Consider the following 14,355-nt stretch of genomic DNA (forward strand, 5'->3'; position numbering starts at 1 on the left):
GGTTTAACGGCACATTGGCACACTGCAACAGACTAAGGACTAAACGCCATGTTTGATATGGGTATTTTGGAAATTGCCGTTATTCTGGTTATCACCCTATTGGTTGTTGGTCCTGAACGTATGCCCGAAGTTGCGCGTAAAGCAGGGCAAATGGTGGCTAAAGCACGCAACTTTATTAATTCCGTTAAAGAAGATTCCAGCTTAAGAGAAACGGTGCGCGAACTTCAGCAAGCGGTTGATCTCAAAGAAGAGAAAAAGAATATAGAGCATATTCGAAAAGACTTGATGACCGGGTTTGACGACATCAAAGATCAAATTAATTTTGATGAACTACAACGCCCGTTTGACAGTAAGTCATTGAGTGAACCGCCCTCTCAAGCGCAACGCGAGCAAGCTAGCAAACAACTTGAGTCAACTGACGATGTGCCGACTGAGCAACTGACTTCATCTGAAACAACTCCCTCCTCCAATCGGCCAGACAAGACCGCAAGAGACTAACAAAACATGAAACAGAGCGCCTTACCGCCTAACGACCAAGAAATGACACTGGTGCAGCATTTGCTGGAACTGCGCAATGCCGTCACCAAGTCCGTCATTGCGATTGCGGTGATGTTTTTGATTTTGTTTCCATTTGCCAACGACATCTACACCTTTATTGCCGAACCGCTGACCCGTTATTTGCCAGATAACACCAGTATGATTGCCGTAGGTGTTGCTTCACCCTTTTTAACGCCTTTTAAGTTGAGTTTGGTGCTAGCCATCTACTTGGCCATGCCGTTTTTGCTCTATCAACTGTGGAGTTTTATAGCACCCGCATTGTATAGCCATGAAAAACAGCTGATTGGGCCCGTCCTGTTTTTTAGTTCATTTTTATTTTATGCCGGCGGTGCATTTTCTTACTTTGTCGTTTTCCCACTGGTATTTGGATTCTTATCTCAAACAGCACCAGACGGCGTCACGATTGCAACAGACATTGCGCTTTATCTTGATTTCGTTATCAAGATGTTTTTTGCATTTGGTTTAGCCTTTGAAGTACCGGTTATTACAGTACTGCTGATTCTTACCGGCATGGTCAAACCCAAAACCATGTCTCACGCCAGACCTTATGTAATCGTAGCAGCGTTTGTCTTAGGCATGCTCCTCACGCCGCCGGATATTATTTCTCAAACCCTGCTCGCGGTACCCGTATGGCTGCTTTATGAACTGGGGATCATTATCGGCACCTTTATTCTTAAGCGCAAAGGCTTGGATAAAGAGGAAGATGAGACCAACGATAACTATGAGCACGAGCCCAGTTCAAAAAGTTATCAAGGGTCTGCGCAAAAATTTGATCGCGGCTTTGCAGAACAAAATAGCAAATCTACCGAAGATGATTTCGATTTTGACAGCGAGTTTGATAAGATTGAAAGAGAAATGGCTGCATTACGCGACCAATCCAACGCAAGCAAGTCAAACGACAGCAAAGGCAAATCAAATGATGATCAACAGGAGCCGAAGCGTCCTAACACCTAAATTAACATGGCAACCTTTAGTTGCTGTGTTAGGTTTATTGGCCTGCCTGCCCTGGCTGATCCTCTCGCCTGTAAATGCACAAAACCCCTTAACTCATCACCCATCTGCCTACATTGCTTTGCATGCCGATGATCCGATCAATTGGCATCTATGGGGCCCTGAGGCTATGCAGCTGGCACAAGAACAACAAAAACCCATCTTTATTTCCTCGGGTTATTTTGCTTGTCATTGGTGCCACGTCATGCACCAAGAAAACTATAAAGATCCGCTTGTAGCGGAACTACTTAATCAGCATTTTATTTCAGTTAAGATTGATCGCGAGTTATTACCCGATCTGGATGACTACCTGCTAAATCGATTGCGAGCAGCTACCGGTTCTGCGGGCTGGCCACTCCACGGCATTCTTACACCTGAAGGTCAACTATTTAGTGGCTTTGTTTACCAACCACGCGACACATTGCTGCAAACACTTTTGCACCTTAATCACTGGTGGCGTGAAGACGCTACTCGCATTCGCGCCTTAAGCAGGCCTGCTACTCAGGCAAATGAAACCCCAGTATCCCGCGAACAACTCCACGAGCGCATCCATCACAACCTAGTAGATGCTATGGATAGCTTCGAAGGCGGCCTAAATCACACCCAAAAATTCCCACACAGCCCATTGCTATTGAGTCTAATCAAACAAACACCCCTCAATAATGACCAAGCTGAATGGCTAGAAACAACGCTTGAACAGATGCAAAACGAGCATCTACGTGACCACATTCATCAAGGTTTTTTTCGCTATACAGTCGATCCTAACTGGCAGGAACCGCACTTTGAAAAAATGCTTTATGACAACGCCCAGCTCGCAGAGCTATTCTTTATTGCTGGTCAAAAGTTTGACCGTGATGATTTTATAATCACCGCCCAGCACACACTTGATTATATTGAACGCGAACTATTTTCACCCATTACCGGTCTTGCACAATCAAGTCAATCCGCGATTGATGCGCAAGGAATAGATGGTGGACGCTATATTTGGTCGAGCGCAGCATTGGCTGATGTGCTTAGCGAAAACCAATTTAATCTGGTAAATCAGGCCTGGCAATTAGACAACCCACCCCCATTTGAATTAGGCTGGCTTCCCAAGCCTATTCAATCTGACGAGTGGCTAAACATACAACAGGCGCTTGCTTTACGCCCTGCGATTACCGATGATAAGCAATTACTCAGTTGGAATGGGTTACTGATTCGAAGCTATTTGCAAGGTTTTCTGGTCACTCAAAACCCTGCTTATCAGCACAATATGATTAGTCTAGCTAATCGTTTACACAGTTTGCTTTCGTTACCTACCCCCCCTAGAGCATTAAACAATCAAGGACAACTTGTCGAGTATGCAACGCTTGAGGACTTCGCTTATGTCATTAGTGCGCTTGAAGACATGGCGCATTATTTAGCGGATAACTACTGGTTAAACCAGGCCGCCAATCTCCGAGACCTCGCCAGGCAGCAGTTCTTTATAAATGAACAATGGCATACCAGTACCCAAGCCTTACTGCCGGGCCAAAGTCGCTACTATGATTTAATTGATTTAGCTACCCCTTCTAGCACGGCGATAATGCGATGCAATGAACCCATGATTGCTATTTCTGATGACTTTCAGCCATGGCAATACGCCAGCTATCTCCGCTATCAATGTGACTAGTCGATGGGATTAATCATCATAGCTGTCATTGTCCTTGCGACAATTAGTTTTGTACCCCAGCTATGGACGCGTGCTGTTTTAAAAAAATATAGCCAACCTCATTCAGACTTGCCTGGAGATGCAAAAACCTTTACCGAGCATCTCATCAATAAACACCAATTGACCGAAGTCACCCTACATTGCTTACCTGAAAACAGTACGCAGGGCGATCACTATGACCCACTTAGCCGCAGTATTCATCTTTCATTCCAAAATTATCATAGCAATTCATTAACCGCGATAGTGACAGCGGCCCATGAATTTGGCCATGCATTACAACACGCTGAACGCTATGAGCCATTATTGCAACGTACTGACATGGTGATGCGTGCGCAATGGCTGCAAAAGTTTAGTGGTGCAGCCCTTATCGCAACGCCGATACTGATTCCCTTACTACACACTCCCATGATTGGCTTAATAACCTTTGCCGCAGGCTTTATTGCGATGGGCATACCCGTACTGATTCATTTGAGTACTTTACCTGTTGAATTTGATGCTAGTTATAAGCGCGCACTCCCGATCCTTAAAGAAGGAGGTTATCTTAATAATAGAGATCTTCGTGCCGCACGTCATATCCTAACAGCCTGCGCTTTCACCTATGTAAGCGCCAGCCTAGCTAGCCTATTTAACCTTTGGCGTTGGTTTAGCGGATGGCGCCGCTAATTGCAAAAATAAGCAAATCATGCTATGTTTAATGAATTAAGTTACTATTTATGGAGGTTGTAGAGATGGCAAGTACAGCACTGACAATTCAACAACTTAGTCCAGGCCAAAACCTGGAATCCTATATCAAAACCGTTAAAACCTTACCTTTATTGAGTGCTCAGGAAGAAAAGGCCTTAGCTGAAAAACTCTATTACCATAAAGACCTTGAAGCTGCACGTCAGCTTATTCTGGCGTCATTACGCTTTGTGGTACCCATTGCTCGCAGTTATCAGGGTTATGGTCTACCCATGAGCGATTTAATTCAGGAAGGTAATATCGGATTAATGAAAGCGGTTAAGCGCTTTAACCCTGAAGAAAATGTCCGCCTCATGACCTTTGCGGTGCATTGGATAAAAGCTGAAATTAATGAATTTGTGATTAAAAACTGGCGCATTGTTAAAACCGCCACAACAAAAGCCCAGCGTAAACTGTTCTTCAAACTACGTGGCGCTAAGACTGCTCTCACCTGGTTTAGTGATAAAGAAGCGGATGAAGTGGCTGAGCAACTTGGGGTAACCCGTGCTGATGTACTTGAAATGGATAGTCGTTTATACGGTAAGGATATGCAAGTCGATATGAGCCAAGACGAGGAGGAAGCCGAAGGCTATCTTGCTCCAGTGCTTATCAGCCAAGCACCGACACCGGAAGAATCGCTTATTCAAGAAAATGAAGAGCAATACCAGCATCTCGCTATGCAACAGGCTTTGGCCGTGCTAGATGAACGCAGCCGTGACATCATTCAAACGCGCTGGCTGAATGAGTCTAAACTAGGCCTTAAAGAATTAGCGGAGAAATACCAGGTTTCGATGGAACGCATCCGTCAAATTGAAGTGCAGGCCATGAAAAAAATGAAACAAGCTATTACCTCTATCCCGGCTTAATATGCAAAGGTTGCTCTTGTAAGAATGATTAAACAAAAAACCAGCTTTACGCTGGTTTTTTTAATTGGGCATAACTGATGAATGATGATGCAATATTTTCCAACGACCCGCATGAAACGCATACACAAACGTATAACGCGCTTTCACCACCTTGCGCTTTATGCTATCGCCGCCTACCACAAACTCATAAACACCCGCATCAGTTAGCTTATTACAACCTTTACGAACTATACGCTGCAATACCTTCGCTTGAGGCTGTTTTAATAAAAAGTGCTTAAAGTAGGCTTCAATCTCGCTCAAACCAGAGCGAGGCAAATTTGAGACAGTCGGCAATAACACCGCATCTTCAGAGTAAAGCGATGCAACATAACGCGCATCTCCTGAAGCTAAGGCCTTATTCCAAACAGTAAATAACTCTTCTGCTAAAGCTTCATCTACTGGCGCACAATAACTAACTTCTTGACCAACTGGCGGTGTATCAAACGGTTGCTGGACACTGGGCAAGCGTGGGCGGGTTACATGGCGCAACGAATTATCCAAGCTCACACTCGAATGGCGCATATACTCAATGCCTGTCGTACCTGTTATGCGGTTATTTGCCATTTTAAACGCTTTCCTTTACCTGCGTACTACACACGTACATCTTGACCGGTTAGATTTTGAATCGCTTTAGTCGCCGCCTCAGCTGCGACATTAATGTCGGCTTCACGTCCTGCCATAATTAATCGACCAAACGCACCCACCGCACGCGCTTCAATAAGGGTAATGTTAGATGCTTTCTCAGCCTCATTGGCCGCATAAACAATATAACCCGCCGGCTCGGTCTCCAAAATATACATACTTTGACCTGGTAGAATCATGGAGCCACGTCGATTATCACGGTTAATCAGTACTGCATGATCAGGTGTGATTGCGCGAATGATTTCGTTCCACATAATATGGCACTTCTGTCGCGAAGATTCATCGGTCTGCAAATAATCCAACACCTTTTGCCCAGACTCCAATACATCACTCTGGTCGCGATGATGCAGGAACATCGAACCATAGGAACGTTCGACTATCTGTTGCCCCAAATGCACATTAGAACCTTTTAGTGCAATATCAGTCAGACGATGCACTGCCATACCTGGTGCCACTTCCATCCATAAACACGCATCACCCGGCACAGGTAAAAAACCCTGTGATGCTGTACCCATATAGGAGGCAATTTGCGGTTGCAATGAATTGATAAAAATATAGGTTCTAAGCTTAATCATAATAAAGGCGCCTTGTTATCGCCTTGACTTAATAATCTGTGGCACGAGGCTTCTAAACGCCTCGAGACGATTACTTAAGGTTTGCTTTTGTTCAAAGTTTAATTGTGCTGCTGTGACACCAAATTCTGGCACATAAAATAGTGCATCGTAACCATAACCCCCCTGGCCCTCCATGCGGTCATGTAAATAGCCCGCCCATTCACGTGTTACGATTACAGGCAAGGGGTCGGTTGCATGACGCATAAACACCACCGTTGAGATATAACTTGCTCGGCGTTGTTCGCCCTTTAGCTCGCTCGCCAACACAAGTAGCTTTTCACAGTTCTGTCGCTCTGTTGCATTTGTACCAGCAAAGCGTGCTGAATAAAGACCCGGCATGCCGCTTAGTTCTGGCACAAATAAACCAGAATCATCGCCAACAGCTGGCAACCCAGTTTGTTCACAAGCATAACGTGCTTTTAAAATCGCATTTTCTAGTAAGGTCCCGCCGGTTTCCTCAATAGATAAAATATTAAAGTCTGCTTGAATCAGCCACTCCACCTCATCAAAAAAAGGCATCACTTCTGCGGCTTTATTCGCATTACCCGTTGCCAACACCACACGCGGTTTATCTACTGTCACAGTTGGACAGCTTGGTGTCGTAAGATTTTTTTTACGCGCAACCGGCTTGTTGCGGCTATAAGCAACGGGCTTAACGGCTGTTTTCGTTGACGCTATTCTAGTACGCGGCACAAGTTTACTCTGGCATCATTGATGAGTGGTGATGAATAATTTTCCATCCGCCATCTCTATGCTCATAAACGAAGGTATAACGGGCATTAACCTCTTGTGCCTGACCATTTGACGTCAGTTTAAATACATACACACCAGCATCCGTTAATTTATTACAACCCTTCTTAACATTGCGCTGCTTAATGATGCCAAACGGTTGCTTTTCAAGAAAGTGATTAAAATAATCAATAATCTCATTACGAGATGTGCGCGGAACATTTGATACAGTTGGCAACAAAATCGCATCATCTGCATACAGATCGGCCACTTTGGCTGCTTGACCTGTTTGCAACGCGTTATTCCACTTATCAAATAGAGCAGCGGCTAATTTTTCATCAGCTGGCGCACAATAACAGCTCTCAGCAGAAACGGGCGTATCAATTGGACGTCGTGATACACCTGAGCCAGTAATAGCTTGATAAGGTGTGCGTAACGAATTACTCAAACTGACACCGATTGCTTGCGAATGATCAATACCTGATGTACCGGTAATTTGAAATGAACTTGATTTCATTTAATTTAATTCCAATAAAAACACCCAAAACAGGGCGCAAGTTTAACAAAATTTGGTCCTTACTGCTTGATACTTGTTGTGCTTTCTGTGGCATCAACACTGGTTTGGAAATATTCCGCGCCTTTTTCTAACAAAAAATCTAAAAATTTACTGGCAAGGATAGACATAGATTTCCCACTCGGATAAACGATATTGAGTTCTTTTTCTAGTGGAAAACCTTGCACATCTAATACCGCAAGGGGTCCTTCGACCCCCTCAAGATAGAGTGAATGTTTTGGTACAACAGAAATACCCAAACCACCAAACACAGCATGCTTGATGGTTTCAGTACTTTCCAATGTGAGTCGCTCATTAATCCGTAAGTGCTGTTCATTAAATCGTTCTTCTACCGCTGAACGAATACCCGACCCAAATTCACGCATCAAGATCGGCTCTTCCGCAATCCTTGCCAACGAAATATTAGTCTGACCCACCAGAGGATGATCACGGTGCGCGATAAACACCAGTGGATTAGGGGCGAAAGGGATTACGACTGCATCTAATGAACTGGGAGGCTTTTGACCCATGATATACATATCATCCAGATTATCTGCAATACGGTTTAATATCGTCTCCCGGTTGCACACGGTAAAACTTAAATCGATATTTGGGTAAACCTTAGAAAACTCTCCCAAGGCTAGCGGCAAAAAATATTTCGCAGTGGTCACTACCGCAATACGTAAACGCCCTTTACGCATGCCTTTAAAATCATGAAGGCGCATTTCTAAATTAGCCAACACGTCCATGACTTCACGACACGCAATAGCCACTTCTTCACCCACTTCTGTTAAGAAGATATTACGACCAAGTTGTTCATACAAAGGCGTATCAATCGAGTCCTGAAAACTCTTCACCTGAGCAGATACCGTCGGCTGGGTTAAATGAAGTTCCTCTGCCGCACGGGTAAAGCTAGCCAGACGCGCCACAGCTTCAAAAACCTGAATTTGACGCAAGGTTAAATGACGAATCAAATAATGATGCGTAATTGTCGGGTTGTCCATGTGGCTACTGGCATTCATTTAGCGCTACCCTAAACTCCATTTAAGGCCACTATTTTGTTCCCGGCCGACATTTTTTGGGCGAATGAACTTCAGCATTCAAACTAAATACAAAATGATGGTAACCCTTCTCGATATCGCGATTAAGCTCAGCAATCAGAGGCTCAAATTTAGCCTCTGACACCATTACCATAAACATCACATTGCTATCCGCATCAAAATGACCAGACTGCAGTCCAGAATCACCCTCACCATTGACACTTAGGTTGGTATAACTATTAATGGCTAACTTCTTAAAGATTTTTTTAATACGTGTATCTAAGATATTAGATGTAATAATTTGAACTAACTTTTGGTTGCATAAATTATCCATAAGGCCCTCTCTACTTTGCCTAACCAATATACCAAACCGACAAGCTGTAGAACAATGGAATGCCTACCAGCACGTTGAATGGGAAGGTAACACCCAAGGCCAGAGTTAAATAATATGATGGGTTTGCTTCTGGCACACCCATCCGCATCGCTGGCGGCACGGCAATATAAGATGCACTCGCCGCTAGAATAGCTACCAACATCGTGCCACCCGCACTAAAGCCAAGAATTGAAGCACCTACAAAAATCCCAATTAAACCGCCAATTAGTGGCATGATTATACCAAATGCAACCAGTGGAAGACCAACCTGCTTAAAGGCCTTCATCCGACGTGCAGCTTCCATACCAAGATCTAATAGGAACAAGCACAACACGCCCATAAAAATACCATGTGAAAACGGATAAACCTTTTCCATGGCCTCAGGACTTGAAACAGCACCAATAACAAGTGCGCCAAGCAGTAAGACCACGCTTCCATTGGTTGTAGCTTCATGTAGCAGTGATTTCCAAGGCGTGGCTACCGCCTCACCCCCGACGGCTTGCAACTTTCTTCGTGCCATGGCAGCGAGCAATAAACCAATAATAATTGCAGGCGCTTCCATAATCACCATCATGACTATTGGGTAGCTCTCGTATTCAATTCCCGACACATCCAAAAATGCAATTGCTGCTAAAAATGTCCCCGCGCTTACTGAACCATAATGTGCCGTTATCGCAGCAGCGTTAAACCGGTCGATACGATCTCTAAAACGTAAAATCACATAGCCAATCATGGGCGTCAAGAAACCTAACACCATGGCCCAAAATATTGACTTAAATGCCAAACCTAACTCGGCGTTAGCAAGCTCAACACCACCTTTTAGGCCGATAGCAATCAACAAATAAATCGATAGGCCTTTACCAAGACCATCAGGGAACTTTAAATCAGACTTAATAACCTTTGCAATAACGCCCAATGCGAAAAACAAAATGGCAGGAATCAAAATTGCATCTAAACCCATAATAGACACTCCAAGTTAAATTCAACAGCCATCATAGGGCAAAAATTTTTGAAAATTAAATCGGAATTTCCTTCGATAACCATAACCAATAATCTATGAGTTAAGTATTGTCTGATTGAGCAATCTACTAATTCAATCCATCCTGCTCTTTAAACTTGTTCAAATAATTACGGACGATGTCATGTGTACCGATATTGTCGCGCTCTTTAAAAATAACAAAATTTATAAATGCATGAATTGCGAGTGCGATAAGCAGTCCTTCAAAAATACCGACCCAATAGACTAACAAGCCACATAGTATGGCCAATAACATGGCGTAACGTCCAAAATTAGCCACATGCAGTAATCCTAGAATCATTTTAATGCCAACAAAAATCATGATAATTCCAAGCGCAAACTTTGGCAGGAACTCTAGATACTGTATGTTAATGACGAAGAAGGTAATCACTATAGCAATGACTAAAACCGAAAATTTAGTATAGGCACCGGCGAGACGGTTAGTAGAGCTTTTTGCTAACCCGTCAAGGTTAGTCATACCACCAAAGAAACTAGAGCCCATGTTGGACACCCAAATCGACAATAGACTATTGTTACTATTGCATTTGCGCTTAAGTGGATCTATTTTCTCAATTGCAGCATTACTCATCACCTGCTCAATCACGTCAATAATGGCCAGCATGAGGGCAAACCCTATTGCATAAGCCCACAGGCTAATCGAGTTAAAATCAGGTATAGGTAAGGCTAATGCAAGGTCAGCATCCTCAACCTTTAGCATCGATAAAGGGAAGAACAATGCGACCAGAATTCCAAACACGATCAATGCAAAATAAGGCACGGCAGGCTGGCGATCTTTAAATAGTTTAAACAAAACCAAAAACAAGACTGCGCCAAAAATAGACAATCCAATAATCAGCATACGCTCGAAGGTTAAAAAACTGTCAGCTGAATCAAAGACTGCTGGCACCTCGTAAGTAAACACCAAAAAGGCCAATACGATTTTTAAACCTATCCCTGCCAACAAACCTTCAACTAAATAAGTAGGGACAAGCTGTAAAATGTAGCGCTGCCAGTTAAATTTCCAAATAATTGCCTGAAATGCGGCCGTTAGGAAAATAATAAACGCCATATTCGATATACCGAATATTGACACACCCATGGCAAGGATGGGAGCCAGGCCTGCTGCAATACCAGGTGCGCCAATAAAATTCCCCGGCCTAAACCACGCAAACATCCAACCAATAAAAGAGGCAAACGCGACTGTAGCAAGTCCAACTTGGATAGGGTAGTCTGACATGATGGCAATCCCTATAGAGAGGGGAATCGCCATAGCAGCAGTGATAATTCCTGCTTGTACGTCACGTGTTACATATTTTTTTTGGAAAGCCGCACAGGTTTTAGTTTCACACTGTACGTCTTGAGATAAATTTTGATTTGCTGAGTTCGACATAAAAAACTTCTTTCGTTTAAGGGCTAGCAAAACCTGCTTGACCGATTAAGAACCTTAGTTCAACTGAAACGACATTAATCAAAGCTTTTGGCTACACCAGACTAATGAAAAATATTAAATAATCGTATGTGAGCGCAAGTGTCTTTTAAACAACATGCTCTACTCATAAAAAAAAAGGCTGGATAAACCAGCCTTTTTATAAAATAAATTGCTTTATTTTTGATACTTACATTGAATATCTTCAGCAAGTTTGTATTCAGCGGCAGACAAATTGTCACCAGCTGCATAAATAATTAAACTCGCAAAATCACGCCCAAAACTGATATTTGGATAAAGGTTGGCCGTTTCAGTAACAATGGCAACCTCATCTAAAAAATCACGCAAGGCAGTGTAATTCTCAAACAAGAATTTTGCTTCTAAGGTCGTAGAGTTTTTGTTTTCACGCCAACTCCCACTCATAAGAACCCTCTATTCATCTGCTGCGTTCTTGATTGAGCCATGTAGTCTGCAGACCATTGACGAATTCTCATCAATTGATCTTGCTCTTCTTCATAAAGACGACCAAAAAGCTCAGCATCTTGAATTGCACCTAAATTTGCACTGAAGTTGTAGGCTTGTTCATATAAATTGATCAGCTGAACTTCATGCAACTCACAAATAGAAAGTGCTTCAATAACATCAAACGATGGCTTAGAAGGCGTAAGAATTGAACCTGCTGGCAATGCACCATGATCAACCATACGCTCAGTAAGCTCAGACGCATGACGAAGTTCTTCGTTAGCTAACTGAACAAACTGTTCGGCAAACGCATCTTCTGAACGTTTTTGAGAAAGTGCCGCATGAGCAAGATACTGCTGAGCAGCAGAAAACTCTAAACTCATGGCACGACCTAGAAAACCAAGTATTTGAGGATTCATGCCATTAGCGCTGCGCAATTCACGACGAGTAAGCTGACCTACTCCTGCCATTACACTTCGGCTGTTAGTACGATAAGGCATTGATGACTCCTAATTTAGAGGCACTAGGTACCTCTAAATAAACACTTAATTACAGACGTGCTGCTGGGTTAAGACCCGCAACTAGAACTGGCTCAACTTCTTTGTGAGGACGCGCAATAATGTGAGCAGCAACTAAGCCATCACCTACACGCTCACAAGCATCAGCACCAGCACGAACTGCTGCGTTAACCGCACCTGTTTCACCACGTACCATAACAGTTACGTAGCCGCCACCAACGAATTCACGGGTGATTAGACGTACTTCTGCTGCTTTAGTCATCGCGTCAGCTGCTTCGATAGCAGGCACAAGACCGCGAGTTTCGATCATACCTAAGGCAATACCGTATTCATTGCTCATTCTTTAAAACTCCATTCTGATTTTAATCACTGTTAATGTTTGAGTTCGTAACAGGGTTAAATTCAATCTATTAAATTAAGCTTGTGGAAGAGTTGAAGTTAATACAGGCTCAACTTCTTTATGTGGACGAGCAATAATGTGAGCTGCTACTAAACCATCACCTACACGCTCACATGCGTCAGCACCAGCACGAACTGCAGCGTTAACGGCACCAGTTTCACCACGAACCATAACGGTTACATAACCACCACCAACAAAATCACGAGATACTAAACGTACTTCTGCTGCCTTAGTCATTGCATCAGCTGCTTCGATAGCAGGAACAAGACCACGAGTTTCGATCATACCTAGAGCGATACCATATTCAGTTGACATAACTTTCTCCTAAAATAAAAAAATTTAACAATTAGCTAATTTGAGTTCGTAACTGTTAAAAATTCTGTAAAAACTAAACGTTCTTACTGACTCTACCAATAAACCCGCCCAATGAGCAGATTAATCCTTATCAACGTCCAGTGACCAATTATCAATAATGCCACTGATCGTTAAATCTGTTAAATAACGGTCATCACCCGATGCCGTTCTGGCGGCTGAATTTGCTATGGTAAAAACCCACTCCCCAACCTTACAACCGATTGGGTCCAGCGCAGCCGCAGTGCCTCCTGAGACACTTTTTAATACTTTTACCGGTAAATGACCTAGGTCATCCAATCGACTGGTAAGTATGAGCTGATGTGTAACTTGATGGATTTCCATCAACCTTCCCATTTATCAATAATACCAACAATAGTTAGATCACTCGGGTAAGCCTTAGTGCCTGTTGCATCACGCGCTGCCGAACTACCTACACAAAGCACCCAATCACCAGGCTTACAACCAACAGCATCAACCGCTACCATTGGCGACGCACCTGGCTTTTCCCTTACTAAAAGCAAAGGCTTATGATCCATGGTCGCTATACGATTGGTTGACACTATGGCTTTTTCAACTTGATATATCTTCATCAGCCACTTTTCCCAACCTTAGGCGACAGTGTTATAACTGTCATAAACAAAATAACGCTTAGTAACAACACATCACTAGACTTAAGCTGAAGATTTGACCTATACAACATCTCGTTCAAATAAAGACCAATCAATCTTGAACTCAAACTAACATCCAATGTCTCAGCTAAACTAGCGATGGTATTCAAATTCAAATTCAGTTGGCATCCAGCTGAATTAAGCCGCAGCGTAGAGTATTCAAGATTATTAGGCACCACCAAAGTTATTTGGTTACCATCACTCGGATTCATGAATTCACTCACTGCTCGCTTTAAACCATTCAGTTTACGCGAATCAATACCGCTTCGCTCATCCACAATATTAAATGAAAACTCAGCGGTGGATACGGTGTCATGCTTTATTGAAACGGCTAAAAGTCTTCGGATTAAAAAGTAATAATAAACATCCCACTGGGTTTTGGTTTTGAGCGCTAAGCCGCTTAACCAGTTCGTATCAGGATGATGACTAAACTCTTTTAGTAATCTACTCTTAACAATTTCAATAAAACACGGATCTAACTTAGATAAAAACAACTCATCCACAAACATTTCGAGTTGAAAAATATCCTTCTCCAATAAACTTGGAGATAACGCTGGAAGACAAATGAATGACTTAAGGTTTGCATCCAGATGTTTTCCAGTGTTGTTTAAGCGACTTTGACTATATTGCTTAGCAATATAGTGCTTTGTTATCACCCGCCCGTTTGGGGCTCTAATAACGCCACTTTGCATAAT

The 14,355-nt window shown here is 43.0% G+C and carries 20 protein-coding genes; 5 read left to right on the forward strand and 15 right to left on the reverse strand.

Annotation, left to right across the window (positions count from 1 at the left end; translation table 11 throughout):
* Nucleotides 1-48: 48 nt before the first annotated feature.
* The 5 genes from tatB (at nt 49) to rpoH (ending at nt 4,824) form a co-directional block, all read left to right on the forward strand.
* The gene (gene tatB, locus THIAE_RS09645; RefSeq protein WP_006460185.1) at nt 49-498 is read left to right on the forward strand and encodes a Sec-independent protein translocase protein TatB; all 450 of its coding nucleotides are present in this window, start codon (nt 49-51) and stop codon (nt 496-498) included.
* A gap of 6 nt (nt 499-504) precedes the next feature.
* Complete coding sequence (gene tatC / locus THIAE_RS09650) at nt 505-1,512, forward strand: twin-arginine translocase subunit TatC (protein ID WP_006460184.1); 1,008 nt, start codon at nt 505-507, stop codon at nt 1,510-1,512.
* Nucleotides 1,475-3,199, forward strand: a complete 1,725-nt coding sequence (locus THIAE_RS09655) for a thioredoxin domain-containing protein (RefSeq protein WP_006460183.1) — start codon at nt 1,475-1,477, stop codon at nt 3,197-3,199. The genes tatC and THIAE_RS09655 overlap by 38 nt, the downstream gene beginning before the upstream one ends.
* A gap of 3 nt (nt 3,200-3,202) precedes the next feature.
* Nucleotides 3,203-3,901, forward strand: a complete 699-nt coding sequence (locus THIAE_RS09660) for a zinc metallopeptidase (protein WP_006460182.1) — start codon at nt 3,203-3,205, stop codon at nt 3,899-3,901.
* A 65-nt stretch (nt 3,902-3,966) separates the two neighbouring features.
* Nucleotides 3,967-4,824 carry an RNA polymerase sigma factor RpoH gene (gene rpoH / locus THIAE_RS09665; protein WP_006460179.1) on the forward strand — a complete coding sequence of 286 codons (858 nt, stop codon included), beginning with the start codon at nt 3,967-3,969 and terminating at the stop codon, nt 4,822-4,824.
* Nucleotides 4,825-4,884: 60 nt separating this feature from the next.
* Here rpoH and THIAE_RS09670 read toward each other — a convergent pair whose 3' ends face one another.
* The 15 genes from THIAE_RS09670 to THIAE_RS09740 all read right to left on the reverse strand — a co-directional run bounded on the left by THIAE_RS09670 (nt 4,885) and on the right by THIAE_RS09740 (nt 14,352).
* On the reverse strand, nt 4,885-5,427 hold the full coding sequence (locus tag THIAE_RS09670; RefSeq protein WP_006460177.1) for an SgcJ/EcaC family oxidoreductase: 543 nt from the start codon (nt 5,425-5,427) through the stop codon (nt 4,885-4,887).
* Nucleotides 5,428-5,453: 26 nt separating this feature from the next.
* Nucleotides 5,454-6,080: a BMC domain-containing protein gene (locus THIAE_RS09675; protein WP_006460176.1), complete on the reverse strand. Its 627-nt coding sequence runs from the start codon at nt 6,078-6,080 to the stop codon at nt 5,454-5,456.
* A gap of 15 nt (nt 6,081-6,095) precedes the next feature.
* On the reverse strand, nt 6,096-6,701 hold the full coding sequence (gene rdgB / locus THIAE_RS09680) for an RdgB/HAM1 family non-canonical purine NTP pyrophosphatase (protein ID WP_041483067.1): 606 nt from the start codon (nt 6,699-6,701) through the stop codon (nt 6,096-6,098).
* A 115-nt stretch (nt 6,702-6,816) separates the two neighbouring features.
* A complete protein-coding gene (locus THIAE_RS09685) occupies nt 6,817-7,365 on the reverse strand; it encodes an SgcJ/EcaC family oxidoreductase (protein WP_006460174.1) in 549 nt (182 codons plus the stop codon).
* 59 nt (nt 7,366-7,424) lie between these two features.
* Entirely contained in the window at nt 7,425-8,423 is a 999-nt protein-coding gene (locus THIAE_RS09690; protein ID WP_006460173.1) for a LysR family transcriptional regulator, read from the reverse strand.
* A 31-nt stretch (nt 8,424-8,454) separates the two neighbouring features.
* Nucleotides 8,455-8,775, reverse strand: a complete 321-nt coding sequence (locus THIAE_RS09695) for a P-II family nitrogen regulator (protein ID WP_006460172.1) — start codon at nt 8,773-8,775, stop codon at nt 8,455-8,457.
* Nucleotides 8,776-8,794: 19 nt separating this feature from the next.
* Nucleotides 8,795-9,775, reverse strand: coding sequence for a sodium-dependent bicarbonate transport family permease (locus THIAE_RS09700; protein WP_006460171.1), 981 nt, complete (start codon nt 9,773-9,775; stop codon nt 8,795-8,797).
* 127 nt (nt 9,776-9,902) lie between these two features.
* Nucleotides 9,903-11,222, reverse strand: coding sequence for a SulP family inorganic anion transporter (locus THIAE_RS09705; RefSeq protein ID WP_006460170.1), 1,320 nt, complete (start codon nt 11,220-11,222; stop codon nt 9,903-9,905).
* 213 nt (nt 11,223-11,435) lie between these two features.
* The gene (locus THIAE_RS09710; RefSeq protein WP_006460169.1) at nt 11,436-11,681 is read right to left on the reverse strand and encodes a hypothetical protein; all 246 of its coding nucleotides are present in this window, start codon (nt 11,679-11,681) and stop codon (nt 11,436-11,438) included.
* Entirely contained in the window at nt 11,678-12,220 is a 543-nt protein-coding gene (locus THIAE_RS09715) for a ferritin-like domain-containing protein (RefSeq protein ID WP_006460168.1), read from the reverse strand. Before THIAE_RS09715 ends, THIAE_RS09710 begins: the two co-directional genes overlap by 4 nt.
* 49 nt (nt 12,221-12,269) lie before the next feature.
* A complete protein-coding gene (locus THIAE_RS09720; protein ID WP_006460167.1) occupies nt 12,270-12,578 on the reverse strand; it encodes a BMC domain-containing protein in 309 nt (102 codons plus the stop codon).
* A 75-nt stretch (nt 12,579-12,653) separates the two neighbouring features.
* Nucleotides 12,654-12,953, reverse strand: a complete 300-nt coding sequence (locus tag THIAE_RS09725; protein ID WP_006460166.1) for a BMC domain-containing protein — start codon at nt 12,951-12,953, stop codon at nt 12,654-12,656.
* A 120-nt stretch (nt 12,954-13,073) separates the two neighbouring features.
* Nucleotides 13,074-13,334, reverse strand: coding sequence for a carboxysome peptide B (locus tag THIAE_RS09730; RefSeq protein WP_006460165.1), 261 nt, complete (start codon nt 13,332-13,334; stop codon nt 13,074-13,076).
* Nucleotides 13,334-13,582 (reverse strand): carboxysome peptide A, encoded by a 249-nt coding sequence (locus THIAE_RS09735; RefSeq protein WP_006460164.1) that lies wholly within the window; start codon nt 13,580-13,582, stop codon nt 13,334-13,336. The genes THIAE_RS09730 and THIAE_RS09735 overlap by 1 nt, the downstream gene beginning before the upstream one ends.
* Nucleotides 13,582-14,352, reverse strand: coding sequence for a hypothetical protein (locus THIAE_RS09740; protein WP_006460163.1), 771 nt, complete (start codon nt 14,350-14,352; stop codon nt 13,582-13,584). Before THIAE_RS09740 ends, THIAE_RS09735 begins: the two co-directional genes overlap by 1 nt.
* Nucleotides 14,353-14,355 lie beyond the last annotated feature (3 nt).

The organism is Thiomicrospira aerophila AL3, from assembly GCF_000227665.2.
In the GTDB taxonomy this organism is placed as follows: Bacteria; Pseudomonadota; Gammaproteobacteria; order Thiomicrospirales; family Thiomicrospiraceae; genus Thiomicrospira; species Thiomicrospira aerophila.

Excerpts from the sequence above, each read along its gene's own strand:
- THIAE_RS09730 (WP_006460165.1), bottom strand. The coding sequence starts at position 13,334 with ATGGAAATCCATCAAGTTACACATCAGCTCATACTTACCAGTCGATTG.
- THIAE_RS09655 (WP_006460183.1), top strand. The coding sequence starts at position 1,475 with ATGATGATCAACAGGAGCCGAAGCGTCCTAACACCTAAATTAACATGG.
- THIAE_RS09660 (WP_006460182.1), top strand. The coding sequence starts at position 3,203 with ATGGGATTAATCATCATAGCTGTCATTGTCCTTGCGACAATTAGTTTT.
- THIAE_RS09725 (WP_006460166.1), bottom strand. The coding sequence starts at position 12,953 with ATGTCAACTGAATATGGTATCGCTCTAGGTATGATCGAAACTCGTGGT.
- THIAE_RS09720 (WP_006460167.1), bottom strand. The coding sequence starts at position 12,578 with ATGAGCAATGAATACGGTATTGCCTTAGGTATGATCGAAACTCGCGGT.
- THIAE_RS09715 (WP_006460168.1), bottom strand. The coding sequence starts at position 12,220 with ATGCCTTATCGTACTAACAGCCGAAGTGTAATGGCAGGAGTAGGTCAG.
- THIAE_RS09735 (WP_006460164.1), bottom strand. The coding sequence starts at position 13,582 with ATGAAGATATATCAAGTTGAAAAAGCCATAGTGTCAACCAATCGTATA.
- THIAE_RS09695 (WP_006460172.1), bottom strand. The coding sequence starts at position 8,775 with ATGGATAATTTATGCAACCAAAAGTTAGTTCAAATTATTACATCTAAT.
- THIAE_RS09710 (WP_006460169.1), bottom strand. The coding sequence starts at position 11,681 with ATGAGTGGGAGTTGGCGTGAAAACAAAAACTCTACGACCTTAGAAGCA.
- THIAE_RS09700 (WP_006460171.1), bottom strand. The coding sequence starts at position 9,775 with ATGGGTTTAGATGCAATTTTGATTCCTGCCATTTTGTTTTTCGCATTG.
- THIAE_RS09670 (WP_006460177.1), bottom strand. The coding sequence starts at position 5,427 with ATGGCAAATAACCGCATAACAGGTACGACAGGCATTGAGTATATGCGC.
- THIAE_RS09705 (WP_006460170.1), bottom strand. The coding sequence starts at position 11,222 with ATGTCGAACTCAGCAAATCAAAATTTATCTCAAGACGTACAGTGTGAA.
- tatB (WP_006460185.1), top strand. The coding sequence starts at position 49 with ATGTTTGATATGGGTATTTTGGAAATTGCCGTTATTCTGGTTATCACC.
- THIAE_RS09685 (WP_006460174.1), bottom strand. The coding sequence starts at position 7,365 with ATGAAATCAAGTTCATTTCAAATTACCGGTACATCAGGTATTGATCAT.
- rpoH (WP_006460179.1), top strand. The coding sequence starts at position 3,967 with ATGGCAAGTACAGCACTGACAATTCAACAACTTAGTCCAGGCCAAAAC.
- tatC (WP_006460184.1), top strand. The coding sequence starts at position 505 with ATGAAACAGAGCGCCTTACCGCCTAACGACCAAGAAATGACACTGGTG.
- THIAE_RS09690 (WP_006460173.1), bottom strand. The coding sequence starts at position 8,423 with ATGAATGCCAGTAGCCACATGGACAACCCGACAATTACGCATCATTAT.
- THIAE_RS09740 (WP_006460163.1), bottom strand. The coding sequence starts at position 14,352 with ATGCAAAGTGGCGTTATTAGAGCCCCAAACGGGCGGGTGATAACAAAG.
- THIAE_RS09675 (WP_006460176.1), bottom strand. The coding sequence starts at position 6,080 with ATGATTAAGCTTAGAACCTATATTTTTATCAATTCATTGCAACCGCAA.